This is a genomic window from Echinicola vietnamensis DSM 17526, assembly GCF_000325705.1.
Lineage (GTDB): Bacteria > Bacteroidota > Bacteroidia > Cytophagales > Cyclobacteriaceae > Echinicola > Echinicola vietnamensis.
Genome location: NC_019904.1, coordinates 3212105 through 3226631 on the forward strand (window position 1 = coordinate 3212105; position 14527 = coordinate 3226631).

At 43.6% G+C, this 14527-nt stretch carries 17 protein-coding genes; 13 read left to right on the forward strand and 4 right to left on the reverse strand.

Annotated features, from left to right (window positions below; translation table 11 throughout):
- Positions 1-131: 131 nt before the first annotated feature.
- Together ECHVI_RS13165 and ECHVI_RS13170 are read right to left on the reverse strand one after the other, a co-directional pair.
- The gene (locus ECHVI_RS13165) at positions 132-1568 is read right to left on the reverse strand and encodes an amidohydrolase family protein (RefSeq protein ID WP_015266492.1); all 1437 of its coding nucleotides are present in this window, start codon (positions 1566-1568) and stop codon (positions 132-134) included.
- A gap of 321 nt (positions 1569-1889) precedes the next feature.
- Complete coding sequence (locus ECHVI_RS13170) at positions 1890-2288, reverse strand: acyl-CoA thioesterase (protein WP_015266493.1); 399 nt, start codon at positions 2286-2288, stop codon at positions 1890-1892.
- A gap of 282 nt (positions 2289-2570) precedes the next feature.
- On the opposite strand from ECHVI_RS13170, the gene ECHVI_RS13175 reads away from it, so the two are divergent.
- Positions 2571-4100, forward strand: coding sequence for a pectate lyase family protein (locus ECHVI_RS13175; protein WP_015266494.1), 1530 nt, complete (start codon positions 2571-2573; stop codon positions 4098-4100).
- A gap of 211 nt (positions 4101-4311) precedes the next feature.
- Here the strand turns inward: ECHVI_RS13175 and ECHVI_RS13180 are convergent, their stop codons facing one another.
- Positions 4312-5508 carry a GTP-binding protein gene (locus ECHVI_RS13180; protein ID WP_015266495.1) on the reverse strand — a complete coding sequence of 399 codons (1197 nt, stop codon included), beginning with the start codon at positions 5506-5508 and terminating at the stop codon, positions 4312-4314.
- Positions 5509-5510: 2 nt separating this feature from the next.
- Positions 5511-5900 (reverse strand): MerC domain-containing protein, encoded by a 390-nt coding sequence (locus ECHVI_RS13185; protein WP_015266496.1) that lies wholly within the window; start codon positions 5898-5900, stop codon positions 5511-5513.
- A gap of 124 nt (positions 5901-6024) precedes the next feature.
- Between ECHVI_RS13185 and ECHVI_RS13190 the strand changes: the two genes are divergently transcribed.
- From ECHVI_RS13190 to ECHVI_RS13250, 12 genes are all read left to right on the forward strand, one after another.
- Positions 6025-6648: an ABC transporter ATP-binding protein gene (locus ECHVI_RS13190; RefSeq protein WP_041738645.1), complete on the forward strand. Its 624-nt coding sequence runs from the start codon at positions 6025-6027 to the stop codon at positions 6646-6648.
- Positions 6645-7931, forward strand: coding sequence for an ABC transporter permease (locus ECHVI_RS13195; protein ID WP_015266498.1), 1287 nt, complete (start codon positions 6645-6647; stop codon positions 7929-7931). The genes ECHVI_RS13190 and ECHVI_RS13195 overlap by 4 nt, the downstream gene beginning before the upstream one ends.
- On the forward strand, positions 7924-8355 hold the full coding sequence (locus tag ECHVI_RS13200; RefSeq protein ID WP_157501414.1) for a DUF3299 domain-containing protein: 432 nt from the start codon (positions 7924-7926) through the stop codon (positions 8353-8355). Before ECHVI_RS13195 ends, ECHVI_RS13200 begins: the two co-directional genes overlap by 8 nt.
- Positions 8356-8515: 160 nt before the next feature.
- Positions 8516-9991, forward strand: a complete 1476-nt coding sequence (locus ECHVI_RS13205) for a sulfatase family protein (RefSeq protein ID WP_015266500.1) — start codon at positions 8516-8518, stop codon at positions 9989-9991.
- A 428-nt stretch (positions 9992-10419) separates the two neighbouring features.
- Positions 10420-11013 carry a Crp/Fnr family transcriptional regulator gene (locus ECHVI_RS13210; protein ID WP_015266501.1) on the forward strand — a complete coding sequence of 198 codons (594 nt, stop codon included), beginning with the start codon at positions 10420-10422 and terminating at the stop codon, positions 11011-11013.
- Positions 11014-11076: 63 nt separating this feature from the next.
- Positions 11077-11460, forward strand: coding sequence for a VOC family protein (locus ECHVI_RS13215; RefSeq protein ID WP_015266502.1), 384 nt, complete (start codon positions 11077-11079; stop codon positions 11458-11460).
- A 10-nt stretch (positions 11461-11470) separates the two neighbouring features.
- Positions 11471-11866: an SRPBCC family protein gene (locus ECHVI_RS13220; protein ID WP_015266503.1), complete on the forward strand. Its 396-nt coding sequence runs from the start codon at positions 11471-11473 to the stop codon at positions 11864-11866.
- Positions 11867-11904: 38 nt separating this feature from the next.
- Positions 11905-12303: a VOC family protein gene (locus ECHVI_RS13225; RefSeq protein WP_015266504.1), complete on the forward strand. Its 399-nt coding sequence runs from the start codon at positions 11905-11907 to the stop codon at positions 12301-12303.
- 253 nt (positions 12304-12556) lie between these two features.
- Positions 12557-12937, forward strand: coding sequence for a hypothetical protein (locus ECHVI_RS13230; protein ID WP_217189895.1), 381 nt, complete (start codon positions 12557-12559; stop codon positions 12935-12937).
- Positions 12938-13015: 78 nt separating this feature from the next.
- Positions 13016-13267, forward strand: coding sequence for a hypothetical protein (locus tag ECHVI_RS13235; protein ID WP_015266506.1), 252 nt, complete (start codon positions 13016-13018; stop codon positions 13265-13267).
- Entirely contained in the window at positions 13260-13676 is a 417-nt protein-coding gene (locus ECHVI_RS13240; protein WP_015266507.1) for a hypothetical protein, read from the forward strand. Before ECHVI_RS13235 ends, ECHVI_RS13240 begins: the two co-directional genes overlap by 8 nt.
- Positions 13677-14244: 568 nt before the next feature.
- Positions 14245-14475 (forward strand): hypothetical protein, encoded by a 231-nt coding sequence (locus ECHVI_RS13250; RefSeq protein WP_015266509.1) that lies wholly within the window; start codon positions 14245-14247, stop codon positions 14473-14475.
- Positions 14476-14527 lie beyond the last annotated feature (52 nt).

Below are 14527 nucleotides of genomic sequence, written 5' to 3' on the forward strand. Positions count from 1 at the left end.
CAATATGATCAAATCCGAAAGGATATGGCCGGTTTATAAATTGAGGTGGAGGCAGTGAATGCTATGGTTTTGGGATTCTCCTTGTCGTCTGTGTTCTTCGACCCTGTGATCATCTGGGGTGGGGGTGAGGGTTATTCTATGCCGAATTTACCGGCTGTCCCTTCCAGTATTTTACGCGGATCAAACCCGATTCCCGCTTTGAAGACGGTTTCTACTTCTCGGATAATGGATGGATCGGCCACAAGGTTTCCATCCAATATCACAAAATCAGCCCTCGTGTGTACTTGAATCGTACCAATATCATCCCTTCCAAGCGCTTTGGTACCATTTCCAGTCATGATTTGAATGACCTCTTCGGGAGAGAATCCAGCTTCTAGCAAGAGTAAAAAGTTGCGCTGGTCACCAAAACCGGGAAGGACATGGCGTCCAGCATCTACACCGCTGCACAGCAAGCCTCCCATTTTGGTATATTGGTATTCAAAAGCCATGATACGTTGGAGCCTTTTATAGCGTGTGGCATCGGGCGGTGATTGGTCAAATCGTTCTCTGGCTTGAAGGTAGCGGTCAAGCAGATAGGGTGACATGGCTTTTTGAGTTCGCTCATCAGCAAATGCCCTGGACGGGACACTGGCTTCATAGATGGCGAGTGTGGAAGTTAGGAATACACGGTTATCGATCATCAGTTGTTGAAGGTTTTTGACTTCTTCATGATCGATGGCCAAGCTGTCCATGTATTCTCTTCCGCCATTACATGTCCCAGGATCCTTGTCGGTACGAAAGTCACTGGCACTGTTCAGGCCATGCTCGATTCCATCAATCCCCATTTTGGCGGCCTCGCCAAAGGTGACAGAGCACAAGTGCCCCCTTACGTAGGCTTGGTGGATATGGGCCATATCGATGGTAGTTTCCAGGTCTTTGGGACGGATATGTCGGTAAACCTTGAACCATTTGACACCTTGATCCAACCAATATTGGAGCGTGTCGCGAAGATGTTTTTCGTTCTTTGGAATGACCATGTTGGGGTTGCCGCCAGGCCCTGTGATGAAGGGACCACTCGCTATGGTCGAAGGACCGATCTTTAGGCCTTGATCGATTTGTCTGGAAAGTTCCAGCTCACGTGCGGGAGAAGCAGCACCGCAAGTCTGGATGGTCGTCACACCCGAGGCCAGGTACAGCTTGGCTGCGATGTCCCCCACATAAGGAAACTGGGGGATATGCAGGTGATTGTGCATGCCTACCAACCCGGGAATGATCGTTTTTCCACTTAGGTCAATGGTCTGCGTACCGATCGGAATTTCCACTTCCGAATGGTTTCCTACACCTTTGATTATGCCGTTATCGATGAGCAGGGTTTGCCCTTCTCTAACAGGTTCTCCTGTGCCGTCGATGATCCTGACATTGGTAAATGCATATGTTCCCGCTTTGTATTTTACATAGGCATAGAGGCTGTCGGCAAGTTGGGATCCCTGCTGGTCAAAACCCCCTTGGTCTTTTTGCTGGGATTTGCAGCTAAAAGAAAAAAGTAGGCCTATGAGTACCAAAGAGGTTCGTAAGATGTGTTTGGTCATAAGGTTAAAGGTTGAATATGTTTAGTCGATTGGGGTGCTTCCAATTCTGATAGCCCGTTCCAATATTGCGCAAGAAAGACTGGAGTGGCAAGAAAATCAGTTCTTTTGGTTCAGGTGTGGAACAGGATAAAACCAAAGCTGTAAAAATTATGCCAAGGAAGTTGTTCCAGTAGTTCTAAAGGGGAAAGTAGCGGGGCTTTTGATTGCTAATTGCCATTTTACGCAAATTCGCCCCTAACATTATTTGGGAAACAATGCTGGAAAGACGTTTTTAGCCTAGGTATAATTTACGCCATAAGGTGTCAGGCCAAGCCTGGTTTTTTAGGAAGGATTTTCTTTTAACCTATCTTTAACATACTCAATTTGATGTTTGCCATGTGGTACAGGCTGGCCGTCTTCTCCTAAGTTTACCATGATGATTTCATCAATGGTGATGATGGTTTCACGGGTCATTTTATTTCGGACCTCGCACTTCAAGGTCAGGGAGGTTTTGCCAAATTTGACAGGCTCAATGCCAATTTCGATGATGTCATTTACACGGGCAGAGGCCATAAAATTGATGGAGGACATGTATTTGGTGACCACGTGTTGGTTTTCAAGTTGGATGATGGCATAAAGTGCCGCCTCTTCATCAATCCAGGCCAGCAGCCGCCCTCCAAACAATGAGTTGTTGGCATTTAGGTCTTCTGGTTTGATCCATTTTCTGGTGTGAAATCGCATAGCTTTTATCTTTTGATGTAAAACATTGATAATACGAAAATAATTCGAATCTCAGGATAGTCAATACCTAAATAAGCGGCTTTACGCTCCTAAAAACAATGGAAAATACGAGTGGGATGAATATTGGGCGGAGGCTCTTAATGTGGCAGCACTTCTTAAGCCGATTATAAGATCGTTCACCGATGGAAAGTAGCAGTCCATTTCGGTAGAATTGGTGTATTTTACTTTTATTGAGCTGAAATAAAATTAGTGAAAAGAAAAAATAACTTACTGCAACGTACCATGAACATGAATAAGTTGACCCAATTAGCCATCATACTAATTATTGCACTTTTTAGTACCTCTTTAAATGGCTGGGCACAAGAAGGGAAGTCTTCAGTCCCGTCAGCATCCGGTGGACAGATTCCGCCGCATCCTCCGCGTTTGCCCGAGGGAGTAATTCCTGCTTTTCCCGGTGCCTGGGGAGGAGGAATGTTTACCACCGGAGGTCGGGGTGGAAAAGTCATGGCCGTAACCAATTTGCAAGACCGTGGACCCGGTAGTTTGAGGGCAGCACTTGAGGCAGAAGGGCCCCGGATAGTGGTTTTCAACGTAGCGGGAACCATTGAAATTTCGGATGACATTAACATTGATCATCCCGATATTACCATAGCAGGACAGTCTGCTCCCGGAGATGGGGTCTGCTTGAAGGGAACCCTTAACATCAATACCCACAATGTGATCGTTCGACACCTGAGGGTTCGTAGGGGAGTACCTGTGGGTGGACAAGGAGACGATAATATCGGCGGGAATCCCGAGCATCATATTATCATCGACCACTGCTCGACCAGCTGGGGCATGGATGAAAACATTAGTCTTTATCGGCACATGAGGGCTTCGCTTGACGGAGAAACCAGGATAAAGGATCCTGCAAAACACATTACCATCCAATGGACCATCAGCAGTGAAGCCTTGGATGCCCGAGGCCATGCTTTTGGCGGTACCTGGGGTGGAAATCCATCTACTTTTCACCACAACCTCTTTGCCTGCAATACGGCCAGAAATCCCTCCATTGGGATGTCAGGGGATTTCGATTTCCGCAATAACGTAATCTTCAATTGGCAGCACCGCACCATGGACGGGGGAGACGAGACTACCCAAATCAATGTCATCAACAATTATTATAAGCCGGGACCTGCTACCAATGAGGATATGATGGCTGTTTTTGCTCGTGTCGAGTCCCGCCATATGTATTCTCCGGGAAGCGCTTGGGCAGCGGGAGACTGGTATCCCCAAGCAGACGACAGGCCAGGTAAATGGTATGTTGCGGGAAATGTCATGGATGGAAATGCCGCCATAAGTCAGGACAACTGGAAAGGAATGCGAGGGCCAGAAGCACTTGCTAAGGTCAATACCCCTTTTGTGGGATGGCCAGTAGCTCCCCATCAGACGGCCAATGAGGCCTTTGAAACGGTATTGGAGAAAGCGGGAGCGACATTGCCAAAACGTGATGCCGTAGACAAACGGGTAACCCAAATGGTGCGCACGGGCAAGACCATGACCGAAACAGGTATCATTAAAGACATTTCAGAAGTAGGAGGTTATCCGTCGCTTACGTTTGAGGAGCATGAAGTTCCGGTGGACAGCGATGGGGATGGTATGCCGGATGCATGGGAAACGCAACATGGCTTGGATCCCCAAAACGGTGAAGATGGTGCTTTGGATAGTGATGGAGACGGCTATACCAATGTAGAAGAATACCTCAATGGTACCGATCCGAATGAGCACATCAATTATAGGAATTTGGGCAACAATATCGATACCATCAGTTGATAGGCTGTTTTTAGGGTGTCGGGTAAAGCGTGGATTTAGCTTTTTTTGAATGCCAGATTCATCACCCCAGAAATGTCAAAAGAGGCTGTCTCCGATGTCATGACGTGAACATTTCAGACAGCCTCTTTTTTGGAACCCAATCAGTCCGTTTAACCAACCTTAGGCTAGGTGGACATGATCGGTGATGACTTTTTTAAAGAATCACCCAGGCTTATGGAAAAGGATCCTTAAAGGAATCGGAGGATAAGGTCAGGGCTTCATCATAGGTACATAGGCAGCTTTCAAGGGCCTGTTGAATACGGTTTTGTTCCAGTGCTGTACCGATCATCACCAACTCATTTGTCCGGTCTCCAAAGTCAGGATGCCAGTTTTTGTCCAGGGATTCCTTGATTTCTAAGTAATAGGGATTGTTTTGCCACTCGTCCTGGGGCATGGAAGCCCACCATTTGCCATAGGGTTCGGCTTGTACCGATTTTCCAGCTTGGTTCCAGAGCAAAGCTTGATCTGGTCTGGAGGCAATCCAAAACAATCCTTTGCTCCTTAACACTTCTGATGGCCAGTTTTGGGTGACAAAATCCCAAAACCGCTGGGGATGGAAAGGCCTGTTCTCTCTGAAGACAAACGAACCAATGCCATATTCTTCGGTTTCAGGTGTATGTTGATTGTTCAGTTCTTGGATCCAGCCGGCAGATTGGGAAGCTTTTTCAAAATCAAAAAGGCCGGTATTGATGATTTCCTTGGGCGAAATATTCCCACGCGTTGCTTCGATGAGCTTGGCCACAGGATTAAGTTTCTTGATCAGGGCTTTGACCAATTCCAATTGGGATGGAGTGACCAAATCGATTTTGTTCAGGATGATGACATCTGCAAATTCCACTTGATCTGTCAACAAGTGGACGATGGAGCGATCATCTTCTTGGCCTTCCTCCAGCTGTCGATCAGCGAGCTTATCCGCAGAAGTATAATCTTCTAAGAAGTTCAAGGCATCCACCACGGTGACCATGGTATCCAGCTGCGTTAGCTTGTCCAAGTCCAATAAAGGTTCTCCGGTCTCAAAGGTGAAGGTTTGGGCCACTGGGATCGGTTCTGAAATGCCCGTACTTTCAATGAGGAGGTAATCAAACTTCCCTTGGATAGCCAATTTTTGCACTTCTTCGATCAGGTCTTCCCGGAGGGTGCAACAAATGCAACCGTTACTCATTTCTACGAGTTTCTCTTCTGTCCGTGATAGTTTGATTTGATTGTCCACTACTTGGGCATCTACATTGATTTCACTCATGTCGTTCACGATGACGGCTACTTTCAGCCCCTCCCGGTTGTGGAGGACATGATTGAGAATGGTGGTTTTACCCGCTCCCAAAAAGCCACTGAGGACAGTGACTGGGAGTTTGCGACGTATTGTTTTCATAATTATGATTGACCGTAAATAAATTTCCAGTTGATGAAATGGGAAACTGCGACACCACAAGCTCCCACACTGACGATTATATGGCTGATTTCATGCACATGGTGGTCATGAATGAGGTGACCTATGCCGATCACAAGAAAGCCTGATGCTGCTATTACCAGGGGCAAGGGACGGCGGTGATGCTTTCTATATCCATGGCTCAATGCTCCCAGCGCAAGCAACAGGCTGACGATAAGAACGCTATATTCTATCCAGGGGTCAGTTAGAAATTTGAGCCCGGCCAATGGTGTCACTACCAGAATAAATGGGAGCGCTGCACAGTGGATGCCACATAAAAGCGAAGCAGAAATACCTAAAAAATCCCAGGGGCTATCTTTTAAAATTGATTTCATGGTTTGTTGATTTTTATTGCAAGCATCTTGCAAATATAGTGTAAAAAATATTAATGCAACAATGTTGCATAAAAATATATTATCCATTAGGTTTGTAATCTCAGCTATAACTAAAGTATTATATATGGTGAGTTTATCGGGAGTAGCGTTTTCCTATTCCAAACAAAAGACCTTTCGATTTCCAAATTTTACCATTGACCAAGCTCCTTTACTCATTTTGGGGCCCTCTGGTGTGGGTAAAACGACCTTACTACATTTGATTGCCGGGTTTTTATCGCCCCAAGAAGGATCCATACGTATCGGGGAAAGAGAGGTGAGCCAACTTAAGCCGTCCCAAATGGATCGTTTTAGAGGACGGCATATAGGCATGGTTTTTCAGCAGCATCATTTTATCCGGTCACTTGACCTTATGGGAAACCTTCAGTTGATACAGTATTTGGCAGGTAAATCACCCTCACCGCAAGCCATTAAGGCCTTGCTGGGACAGTTGGGATTAGGTGAACACCTGACACGGAATCCTTATGCCATGAGCCAAGGCGAGCAACAGCGAGCAGCTATCGCCATGGCATTGATCAACAAGCCCTCCTTGATTCTGGCAGATGAACCTACCTCAAGTTTGGATGATGAAAACTGTCATGCGGTGGTGAAACTGCTCAAGGACCAAGCCTTGGCCCATCAGGCTGATTTAATCATCATTACACACGACCAGCGTCTAAAAGGCGAAATTTCAGAAGCGATTACCCTATGAATCTCTTTAAATTAAGTATAAAGAACCTGTTGTCCCGTCCGTGGTGGTCAGGCCTTAGCCTTCTGCTCCTCATTCTGGGGGTGGGAATGATTGATTTTATGGGCCACGTGGAAGACCAGGTCAGTAAGAAGGTTACACAGCATACGACAGGCATCGACATGGTGGTAGGCGCCAAAGGCAGTCCCATACAGCTTATCCTTTCTTCGGTGCTCCATATAGATGCTCCTACAGGCAATATCCCTTTTTCTTCCCTGGAGAAGCTACGGAAAAACAGGCTAGTGGATAAGGCGATTCCGTTGTCTTTTGGTGACAACTACCGAGGAAACAGGATTGTCGGCACCGAACAGGAATTTATGACCTTTTACGGGTTGACATTACAAGACGGAAAACAGTGGGAAGCGGCCATGGATGTGGTCTTGGGAGCGGCAGTGGCCCGTAGCACGGGGCTTGGCCTAGGAGATGAATTTACCGGATCCCATGGCTTACAGGAAGGAGGTCATGCCCACGATGACCATGCTTACAAAGTGGTAGGGATTTTGGAAAACAGCGAAACAGTAGCCGATAATTTAATCTTAACCGCTCAAGAAAGTGTATGGAACATCCATGCGCATGAGACACCATCATCAGCAGCTGCGGATGAGCATGATCATGATGATCAGGAGGACCATCACCATGAAAAGGACCATGGGGGAGAACATCACGAGGAAGACCATCATGAGGAAGAACACCACGAGGAGGAGCACGAAATTACCTCCATCTTGGTGACGTTCAGAAATCCTATGGGAGTCATTCAGCTGCCGCGTCAGGTCAATGCAATAGATCATTTGCAAGCAGCAGTTCCCGCCATCGAAATGAATCGACTGATGACCCTGCTGGGAGTGGGGGTGGATACCTTGGAAGTGGTCAGTGCCGTCATTATGCTAATCGGGGGAGCGAGTATTTTCATCACCTTGCTGGCGACCATGCAAGAGCGGAAATATGAATTGGCATTTATGCGGGCTTATGGTGCTTCCCGCGGGCAATTGGCCTTTTTGGTCATTGGGGAAGCGGCGACCTTGTCTTTTGTCGGGGGAGTAATAGGAATAGTGTTGGCGCGGGCCGGAATGATGGTAATGGGGAATGCCTTGGAGGAGAGTTACCATTACGGAATCAACGCCTTTGACGTAAGCTGGAATGATGTAAAGATCATCTTAGGTGTTTTAGCACTCGGAATCATGGCGGCAATTATTCCTGCCTGGCAAGCGTTCCGATTAAACATTTCAAAAACATTGGCTCATGCTTAAATGGTTAATGATCATTTTGTTGGTGCCGCTAGTTGGGAGCGAGCAGCAATCCATCACTTGGGAATCGCTAAAGGATGTGACCTTTACCGATCGCTATAGTCGAGAGGTAAATGCCTATTATTATTTTCCACGATTTGGGCAGTCGGTGAAGGATCTTGACGGGGAGGTAGTGGAGATTTCCGGTTTTATGCTGCCCATCGCTCCAGAGGAAGATTTTTATGTGCTTTCAGAAAATCCATTTTCGTCTTGCTTTTTCTGTGGCAGCGGAGGACCGGAATCCATCATCGAACTGGAATGGGGTGAAGCAGGGCATGGTAGGTTTAAAAATGACGATTACGTAACGGTGAAGGGAAAGCTCCGACTGAATCAGGATGATATTTACCGGTGCTGCTATATCCTTGAAAATGTGGTGGAAGTCAAGTAAGGCGATACGGGGTGATTGGAGGTAGGGATTTTATCCTGGATTGGAAGAGTATAGCGTGTGTTTGAGGGGGAAAAATATTACCTTGCTCTAGAAGATGATAATTTAAGGTCTTCAAGCAGTGGAATCAAATCGTTATCCCTCAAATAACCTTAGTGTACCTATGAAAACCCATGTCCTTTTCCTGTTTTTTTTAATGACAGCGATTACCCTAGCCTTCGGACAGGCCAGTGAAGATAGTCGCCCCAATATCGTTTTTTGCCTGGCCGATGACTGGGGCTGGCCGCATGCAGGCGCGTATGGTGCCCCCGGTATCAAGACCCCAAGCTTCGATCGTCTGGCCAAAGAAGGTGTGCTTTTTCATCAGGCTTATGTCTCAAGTCCTTCCTGTACGCCGAGTAGAAATGCATTTATCACTGGCAAGTATCATTGGGAGCTTGGTTCAGGGGCAAACCTTTGGAGTACCCTTCCTGTGGAACATCAGAGTTTTATCCATCTTTTGGCTGACGAAGGATATGTGACGGGGCGAACAGAGGCAAAAACCTGGGGGCCGGGGAATCTTGATGAGTGGACGGCCGAACATGGAGCACATCCCGGAAATGCAGCCTATCAGACGTTTGGGGAATTTCTCGATAAGACCGCGGCAAAGGAAAACCCCTTCTTCTTTTGGTTGGGTTCTGCTGATCCCCACCGGCCATACGAAGAAGGAATAGGACAGAAGAGCGGAATAGACGTGTCAAAAGTCCATATGTTCAAGCATTATCCTGATGTGACGACCGTTCGAAGTGATGTGGCAGATTACTATTGGGAGGTGCAGCGTTGGGACCAGTTGGTAGGATCGGTTATCGACGAACTGGAAGCTCAGGATCTGCTGGATAATACCATTATTATCGTAACCGGAGATCATGGAATGCCCTTTCCCCGTGGCAAAGGCAACCTTTATGATTCAGGAGTAAGGGTGCCTTTTGTGGTATACTGGGGGAGCCATATCCAATCGGGTCGTCACGTAGAAGACTTTGTTTCTTTCGCGGATATAGCGCCCACGGTACTGGAAGCGGCGGGTGTGAAAGTGCCTGAAGAGATGACCGGTAAGAGCTTTTTGAATGTACTGAATGCTGAGAAGTCAGGCTTGGTGGATCCTGAGAACCGTTCCGAGGTAGTGTTTGGCAGAGAAAGACATGTCCCAGCGCAAGAGAAACCTAACATGGGCGGTTACCCTTCCCGGGGATACCGAAATGATGAATTTTTATACATTCGAAATTATCAGCCCAGTCTTTGGCCTGCTGGAACCGGCCAATTGGGGGCTACCAATTACCCTAACCAATGGTATGCTGACTGTGACGGCGGACCTACGAAGGATTATATCGTGGACCATAAGGAAAAGGACTTGGAGCATATATTTGCTTACCAACTTTGTTTTGCAAAAAGGCCAGCAGAGGAACTTTATGATCTGAGAAATGATCCAGATCAATTGGTCAATGTGGCCGCCCAAGCGGACTACGCGGAGACACTGGAAAGCATGCGGGAGAAGTTACAGCAAAAGCTCCTCAAACTCAACGATCCCCGTGCAAAGGACCCTGATTATGATGGATTTGACCATCACCCATACTTAGGTGGCGGCGGCGGAAAGAAGCCTTGATCCGTTGGTGAAAGGAAGGTGTCTTTTGGTGCGAGGATGTATATGAGTGATCTGGGGAAAATGGATCATAGGTTATTCAGCAAGTCCAATGAAGGTTAGCTTAATGGTAGTTTTACATTTATCCTGTGTAAGGATAGTACAAACGGGAAATAGTCAACCTAAATTTTTCAACTTGTTTTAATAGAAAAAGAATATATTTATCCGATATAGTTGGTTTTGAACATGAGATGATCAAAACCATAAAAGAAATTGAAATCCAGATTAAGCTTTGAAGAGATTTTGATTTTGCGATTATCTTACCAAATGGAGCTGGGATAATTTCGTAAGCTAAACTGCTTCTATGCATTATTTGGTTAGGTTAAAACAAAAATTGCTTAATTCATTATTACGATTCGCTGTTATAATTTTCCACAAAAAATTAAAAAAAATTGGAACTTCCCTTTTTCAAGCAAATTTATAATCATCCCAATATTAAAAGCGATGATTACAAGACAATTATTGACGCTCATTCGGAAGTAAGTATTTTAAAGAATGAAACCATTCTTAAGGAAGGTAAAATAAGCAATGCCTACTATTTAATTAGAAGAGGTCTGTTTCGTTCGTATGTCATCGATTATAAAGGAAATGAAATTACTACTGACTTTTTTGGTCCCAATGACATTCTCATTGAAGTAGCTTCATTATTTCTTCGTAGCCCTTCAAAAGAAACTATTCAAGCCTTAACGGATTGTGAAGTTTATAAAATTGGCTTCAACGATTTTCAAAAGTTGTACAGTACTATTGAGGGCTTTACAGAATGGGGTCGTAACTGGATGTCCCACCAACTATTTATCGCAAAACACCGAGCTGTGTGTATGCACACACAAAGTGCTTCACAACGGTATTTAAGTTTGTTACAAGAAAAACCTCAAATTTTAAAAGAGGTGCCATTAAAATACATTGCTACTTATTTGGGAATTACCGATACTTCCCTAAGTAGGATACGCAAAGAAGTACTGTCTCAAACCGAGAACTTGCCATAGGGCAAGTTTTTTTTCATATCCTTTTTTCACTTTTGTAGAATCAACATTTAAAAAATCCAAAAGATGAAAAAATTTAACCCTGTGGTGTGGTTTGAAATAAATGTAATCGACATGGATCGAGCTGCCACATTTTACGAAAAAGTGCTTCAAGTCACATTGGAAAACATGACCGACCCAACAGATGGATCTGTACAAATGAAAGGTTTTCCCAGCGATATGGAAAATTATGGGGCTTCCGGTGCTTTGGTAAAAATGGAAGGGGCAAAGCCTTCTGCCAATGGAAGTCTAGTTTATTTTGGTTGTGAGGATTGTAAAGTCTTAGAAGATAGAACTGCTGAAAGTGGAGGTGAGGTAATCCAGCCCAAAATGGCTATTGGGGAGCACGGTTTTGTTTCCATTATTAAAGATACCGAAGGAAACTCCGTAGGTTTTCATTCACTGAAATAAGTCCCATTTTATGGAAAGTATAGAACACATCAATTATATAAAAGCACCTGCAGAAAAGGTTTATCAAGTGCTTACTTCAGAAGAAGGATTAGGAAACGTTTGGACAAAGAAACTCAAAGTGAAACCTGAAATTGGTTTTGTTAATGAGTTTGATTTTGATGAAGGATATATTACCAAGTTTAAAACAGTAGAGCTGGAGGAAAACGATAAAATTGTTTGGGAGTGTGTTGCATCTGATGAAGAATGGATAGGAACTAAGGTTTCCTTTGAACTTACTGATAAAGAAAACGTCACAACGGTTATTCTTAAGCACTTCGATTGGAGAGCGCGAACAAACTTCTACCGTTGGTGCAATTATAATTGGGGAATGTTTTTGTATAGATTAAAGCATTATTGCGAAAATTGAAACTGATAAGTTTAATCATTAATTTTTAATTATAGATTATGAAAACATCAATATGCACTTTTTTAACGTTCCAGGACCATAAAGCCGAAGAGGCTATGTATTTTTATGTTGACCTATTCGACAATTCTAAGGTGATAGATGTACAACGATACGGTACAGATGGTCCTGGGAAGGAAGGAACGATTATAAGCGCTATTTTTGAATTGAACGGAACGCGGTTTATGTGTAGCGACAGTTTTATTCAACACGATTGGAATTTCACACCAGCAGTATCTAATTGGGTGGAATGTGAAACTGAAGAAGAGTTTAATGGCCTTTATAATGCCCTCATGGAAAATGGTGATGTTAAGATGCCTATAGATAACTACGGATTTAGCCAACAATTTACTTTTGTAGAGGATAAGTTTGGGGTGTCTTGGCAACTGAATTTGGAATAGACACTATCCCAAAAAGGGTGTAAACTAAAATTTCAATTAATGGGTCAGGTTTAGTTTAGCCTGCCCCTTTTTTCAAATATAAGCAGAAAACTATTAAGGGAATGTTAGCTCAACTCTGTCCGTTCCCTGAATAATTAGGTTTCAGTATTGATTGTCCAGCCGGAGTCTTCCCTTTAAGTTAATGGAAGTCTTCAACTTAACAACATTTTTAGTGGGGCAAGAAAAGGAATAGGAGAGTTATCAAAACCAAGGAATGATGAATTCAAAAGCTAAAAGGATAATTGGAAGAATAATATTAGTGATTGTAACGGTGGTTATAGTACATATGATTTGGAAACAGAATTACGATTCATTGGAAAAAAAGTACGTAGTTGGTGAGGTTCAGCGAATTGTGCCAGCATGGGGACAAGATCCAAAAGTAGAATTTAGTTTTACAATCTACGGGGAAAATCACAGAGAATTTTCACCTCGAAGTATATATCATCCCAAAGCTGGTGAGTTTTATATTGTTGAAGTTCCAATTAAGGATGTTAAGAAATCACAAATATTGTTAGATCTCCCTATAAGCGGTCCAGTGGACTTTCCTTGGGAAGGCTGGGAGAAAATTCCAGAGTTTATAAAAAGAGGTAAGTAGTAATGACAAGATTTATTTTCTGTCTCTATTTGGCCTCTCTCAGATATTTATAGCCGATATTGGATTTGTCGGTGTTTTTTGGGAATCGGGTTTGTGGCAATGGTCATGTTTGATTTTACGCCGAAGGGAAAACGCAATATAGTTGGTTTTGGAAAAAACTATGCTCAGTTTGGTACAGATTTACTGATCGGGGGCTTCAGCAAATGGTACACCGATAAGATGGGGGTGGCCGGAGTCGAAAAGGGAGTTGTTGAGTTCTTTAATGGTTTTAACGGAAACCTAAGAAATACCGTAGGTACAGGGGCGAAAAAAGGTTTTACAGATGAGTGATAAAAAGGAATTGTTCTTGGTTTTAATTATATGTTTTGTTGGCTTTATTATCTGGAAAATATACTATACCTCCTACGAGAAAAGCTATACTATAGGGGAAGTAGTAAGAAAGGCGACTGGATTGAAATCAGGCACCGTCATAAAATTCGAGTTTTATTACCAAGGAAGAAAAATTGAAGGTGGAACCGGTATGGGGGATTACTCTGTCAGGGTCGGGGACAGGTATGTCATTGAATTCAGCAAAGAGAAACTGGACCTGTCGGAGGCATTGCTTTATTATCCGGTTCCGGACACGGTAGAAATCAAAGTCCCCTGGGAGGGATGGGCTGAAGTCCCGAAAGAATTAAAACAATACCGAAGAAAACGAATGGAAATTTTTGGGTTTTATGATCTTTTGTTCGGCGATTAATGGAGTATTATAGGTTAAAAATTTCTCAATTGCCAGCCTGTCCCATACTTCCTCACAATGGTATATCACCTAGACTTTCGGGACAGTACAGTCTGGTGTAGGGACCAACACCGATGCCCTAATAAAGCTCATAAGGGAACGGGAATAACCTCTTTTAAAAAAGGAGTAGTGAGTAATAATAACAAACTTGTTAAATATTGTAATAAGTTTACATAAGATGTGGTTCCGTTTATGGATGCTAAAGGGAAAAAGGATACCTATTCAAAGACCTCAGAAAAAGATTGATATGTTTTTATTTGAATATCTAGGAGCATTTTACAAATGGCTATTTCTATGGGTGGTCAATTTATTTTATAAAAAGTCATCACCGTCTTTCGATAGGATATTGCATCCGGAAATAGATGAAAATACTGGTGAGATATTTGATATTCTTTCTAATGGTTTATCCAATAAAGTTGTGGGTTTTATAGTAACAATGATTCTTTGCTCTATATTGGTGAAAATTAAGTAATACTTTAAGCTTACCATGAAAAATAAAAAGCCTTGGCCGCTAAGTTTTGTCTTTTAATTGCGGACGAAAGAGAAGCCCGATCAGCAATGGTTGGGCTTTTTTCATGTATATGTTTTTTCTGGTCGTGGCATCCCTGAGTACAGCATCGAGATTGACAAGAATGTTCTAGGTCAAACGGATGCAAAGGAAAATAATGGACGTTTAGGTTTATTTATGGATATAAATACAGATATTAATAATAATCCTGATGAAGCTGTGAATTATGAAATACAGAAGAGCGAGTTTTAAAAATTAGGTTACAAATGTGATGCATTGGTAGTGAAAACAAAGACAGGGAAAG

Coding starts and splice junctions, on each gene's coding strand:
- ECHVI_RS13165 (WP_015266492.1), bottom strand. CDS start 1,568: ATGACCAAACACATCTTACGAACCTCTTTGGTACTCATAGGCCTACTT.
- ECHVI_RS13170 (WP_015266493.1), bottom strand. CDS start 2,288: ATGCGATTTCACACCAGAAAATGGATCAAACCAGAAGACCTAAATGCC.
- ECHVI_RS13175 (WP_015266494.1), top strand. CDS start 2,571: ATGAACATGAATAAGTTGACCCAATTAGCCATCATACTAATTATTGCA.
- ECHVI_RS13180 (WP_015266495.1), bottom strand. CDS start 5,508: ATGAAAACAATACGTCGCAAACTCCCAGTCACTGTCCTCAGTGGCTTT.
- ECHVI_RS13185 (WP_015266496.1), bottom strand. CDS start 5,900: ATGAAATCAATTTTAAAAGATAGCCCCTGGGATTTTTTAGGTATTTCT.
- ECHVI_RS13190 (WP_041738645.1), top strand. CDS start 6,025: ATGGTGAGTTTATCGGGAGTAGCGTTTTCCTATTCCAAACAAAAGACC.
- ECHVI_RS13195 (WP_015266498.1), top strand. CDS start 6,645: ATGAATCTCTTTAAATTAAGTATAAAGAACCTGTTGTCCCGTCCGTGG.
- ECHVI_RS13200 (WP_157501414.1), top strand. CDS start 7,924: ATGCTTAAATGGTTAATGATCATTTTGTTGGTGCCGCTAGTTGGGAGC.
- ECHVI_RS13205 (WP_015266500.1), top strand. CDS start 8,516: ATGAAAACCCATGTCCTTTTCCTGTTTTTTTTAATGACAGCGATTACC.
- ECHVI_RS13215 (WP_015266502.1), top strand. CDS start 11,077: ATGAAAAAATTTAACCCTGTGGTGTGGTTTGAAATAAATGTAATCGAC.
- ECHVI_RS13220 (WP_015266503.1), top strand. CDS start 11,471: ATGGAAAGTATAGAACACATCAATTATATAAAAGCACCTGCAGAAAAG.
- ECHVI_RS13225 (WP_015266504.1), top strand. CDS start 11,905: ATGAAAACATCAATATGCACTTTTTTAACGTTCCAGGACCATAAAGCC.
- ECHVI_RS13230 (WP_217189895.1), top strand. CDS start 12,557: ATGATGAATTCAAAAGCTAAAAGGATAATTGGAAGAATAATATTAGTG.
- ECHVI_RS13240 (WP_015266507.1), top strand. CDS start 13,260: ATGAGTGATAAAAAGGAATTGTTCTTGGTTTTAATTATATGTTTTGTT.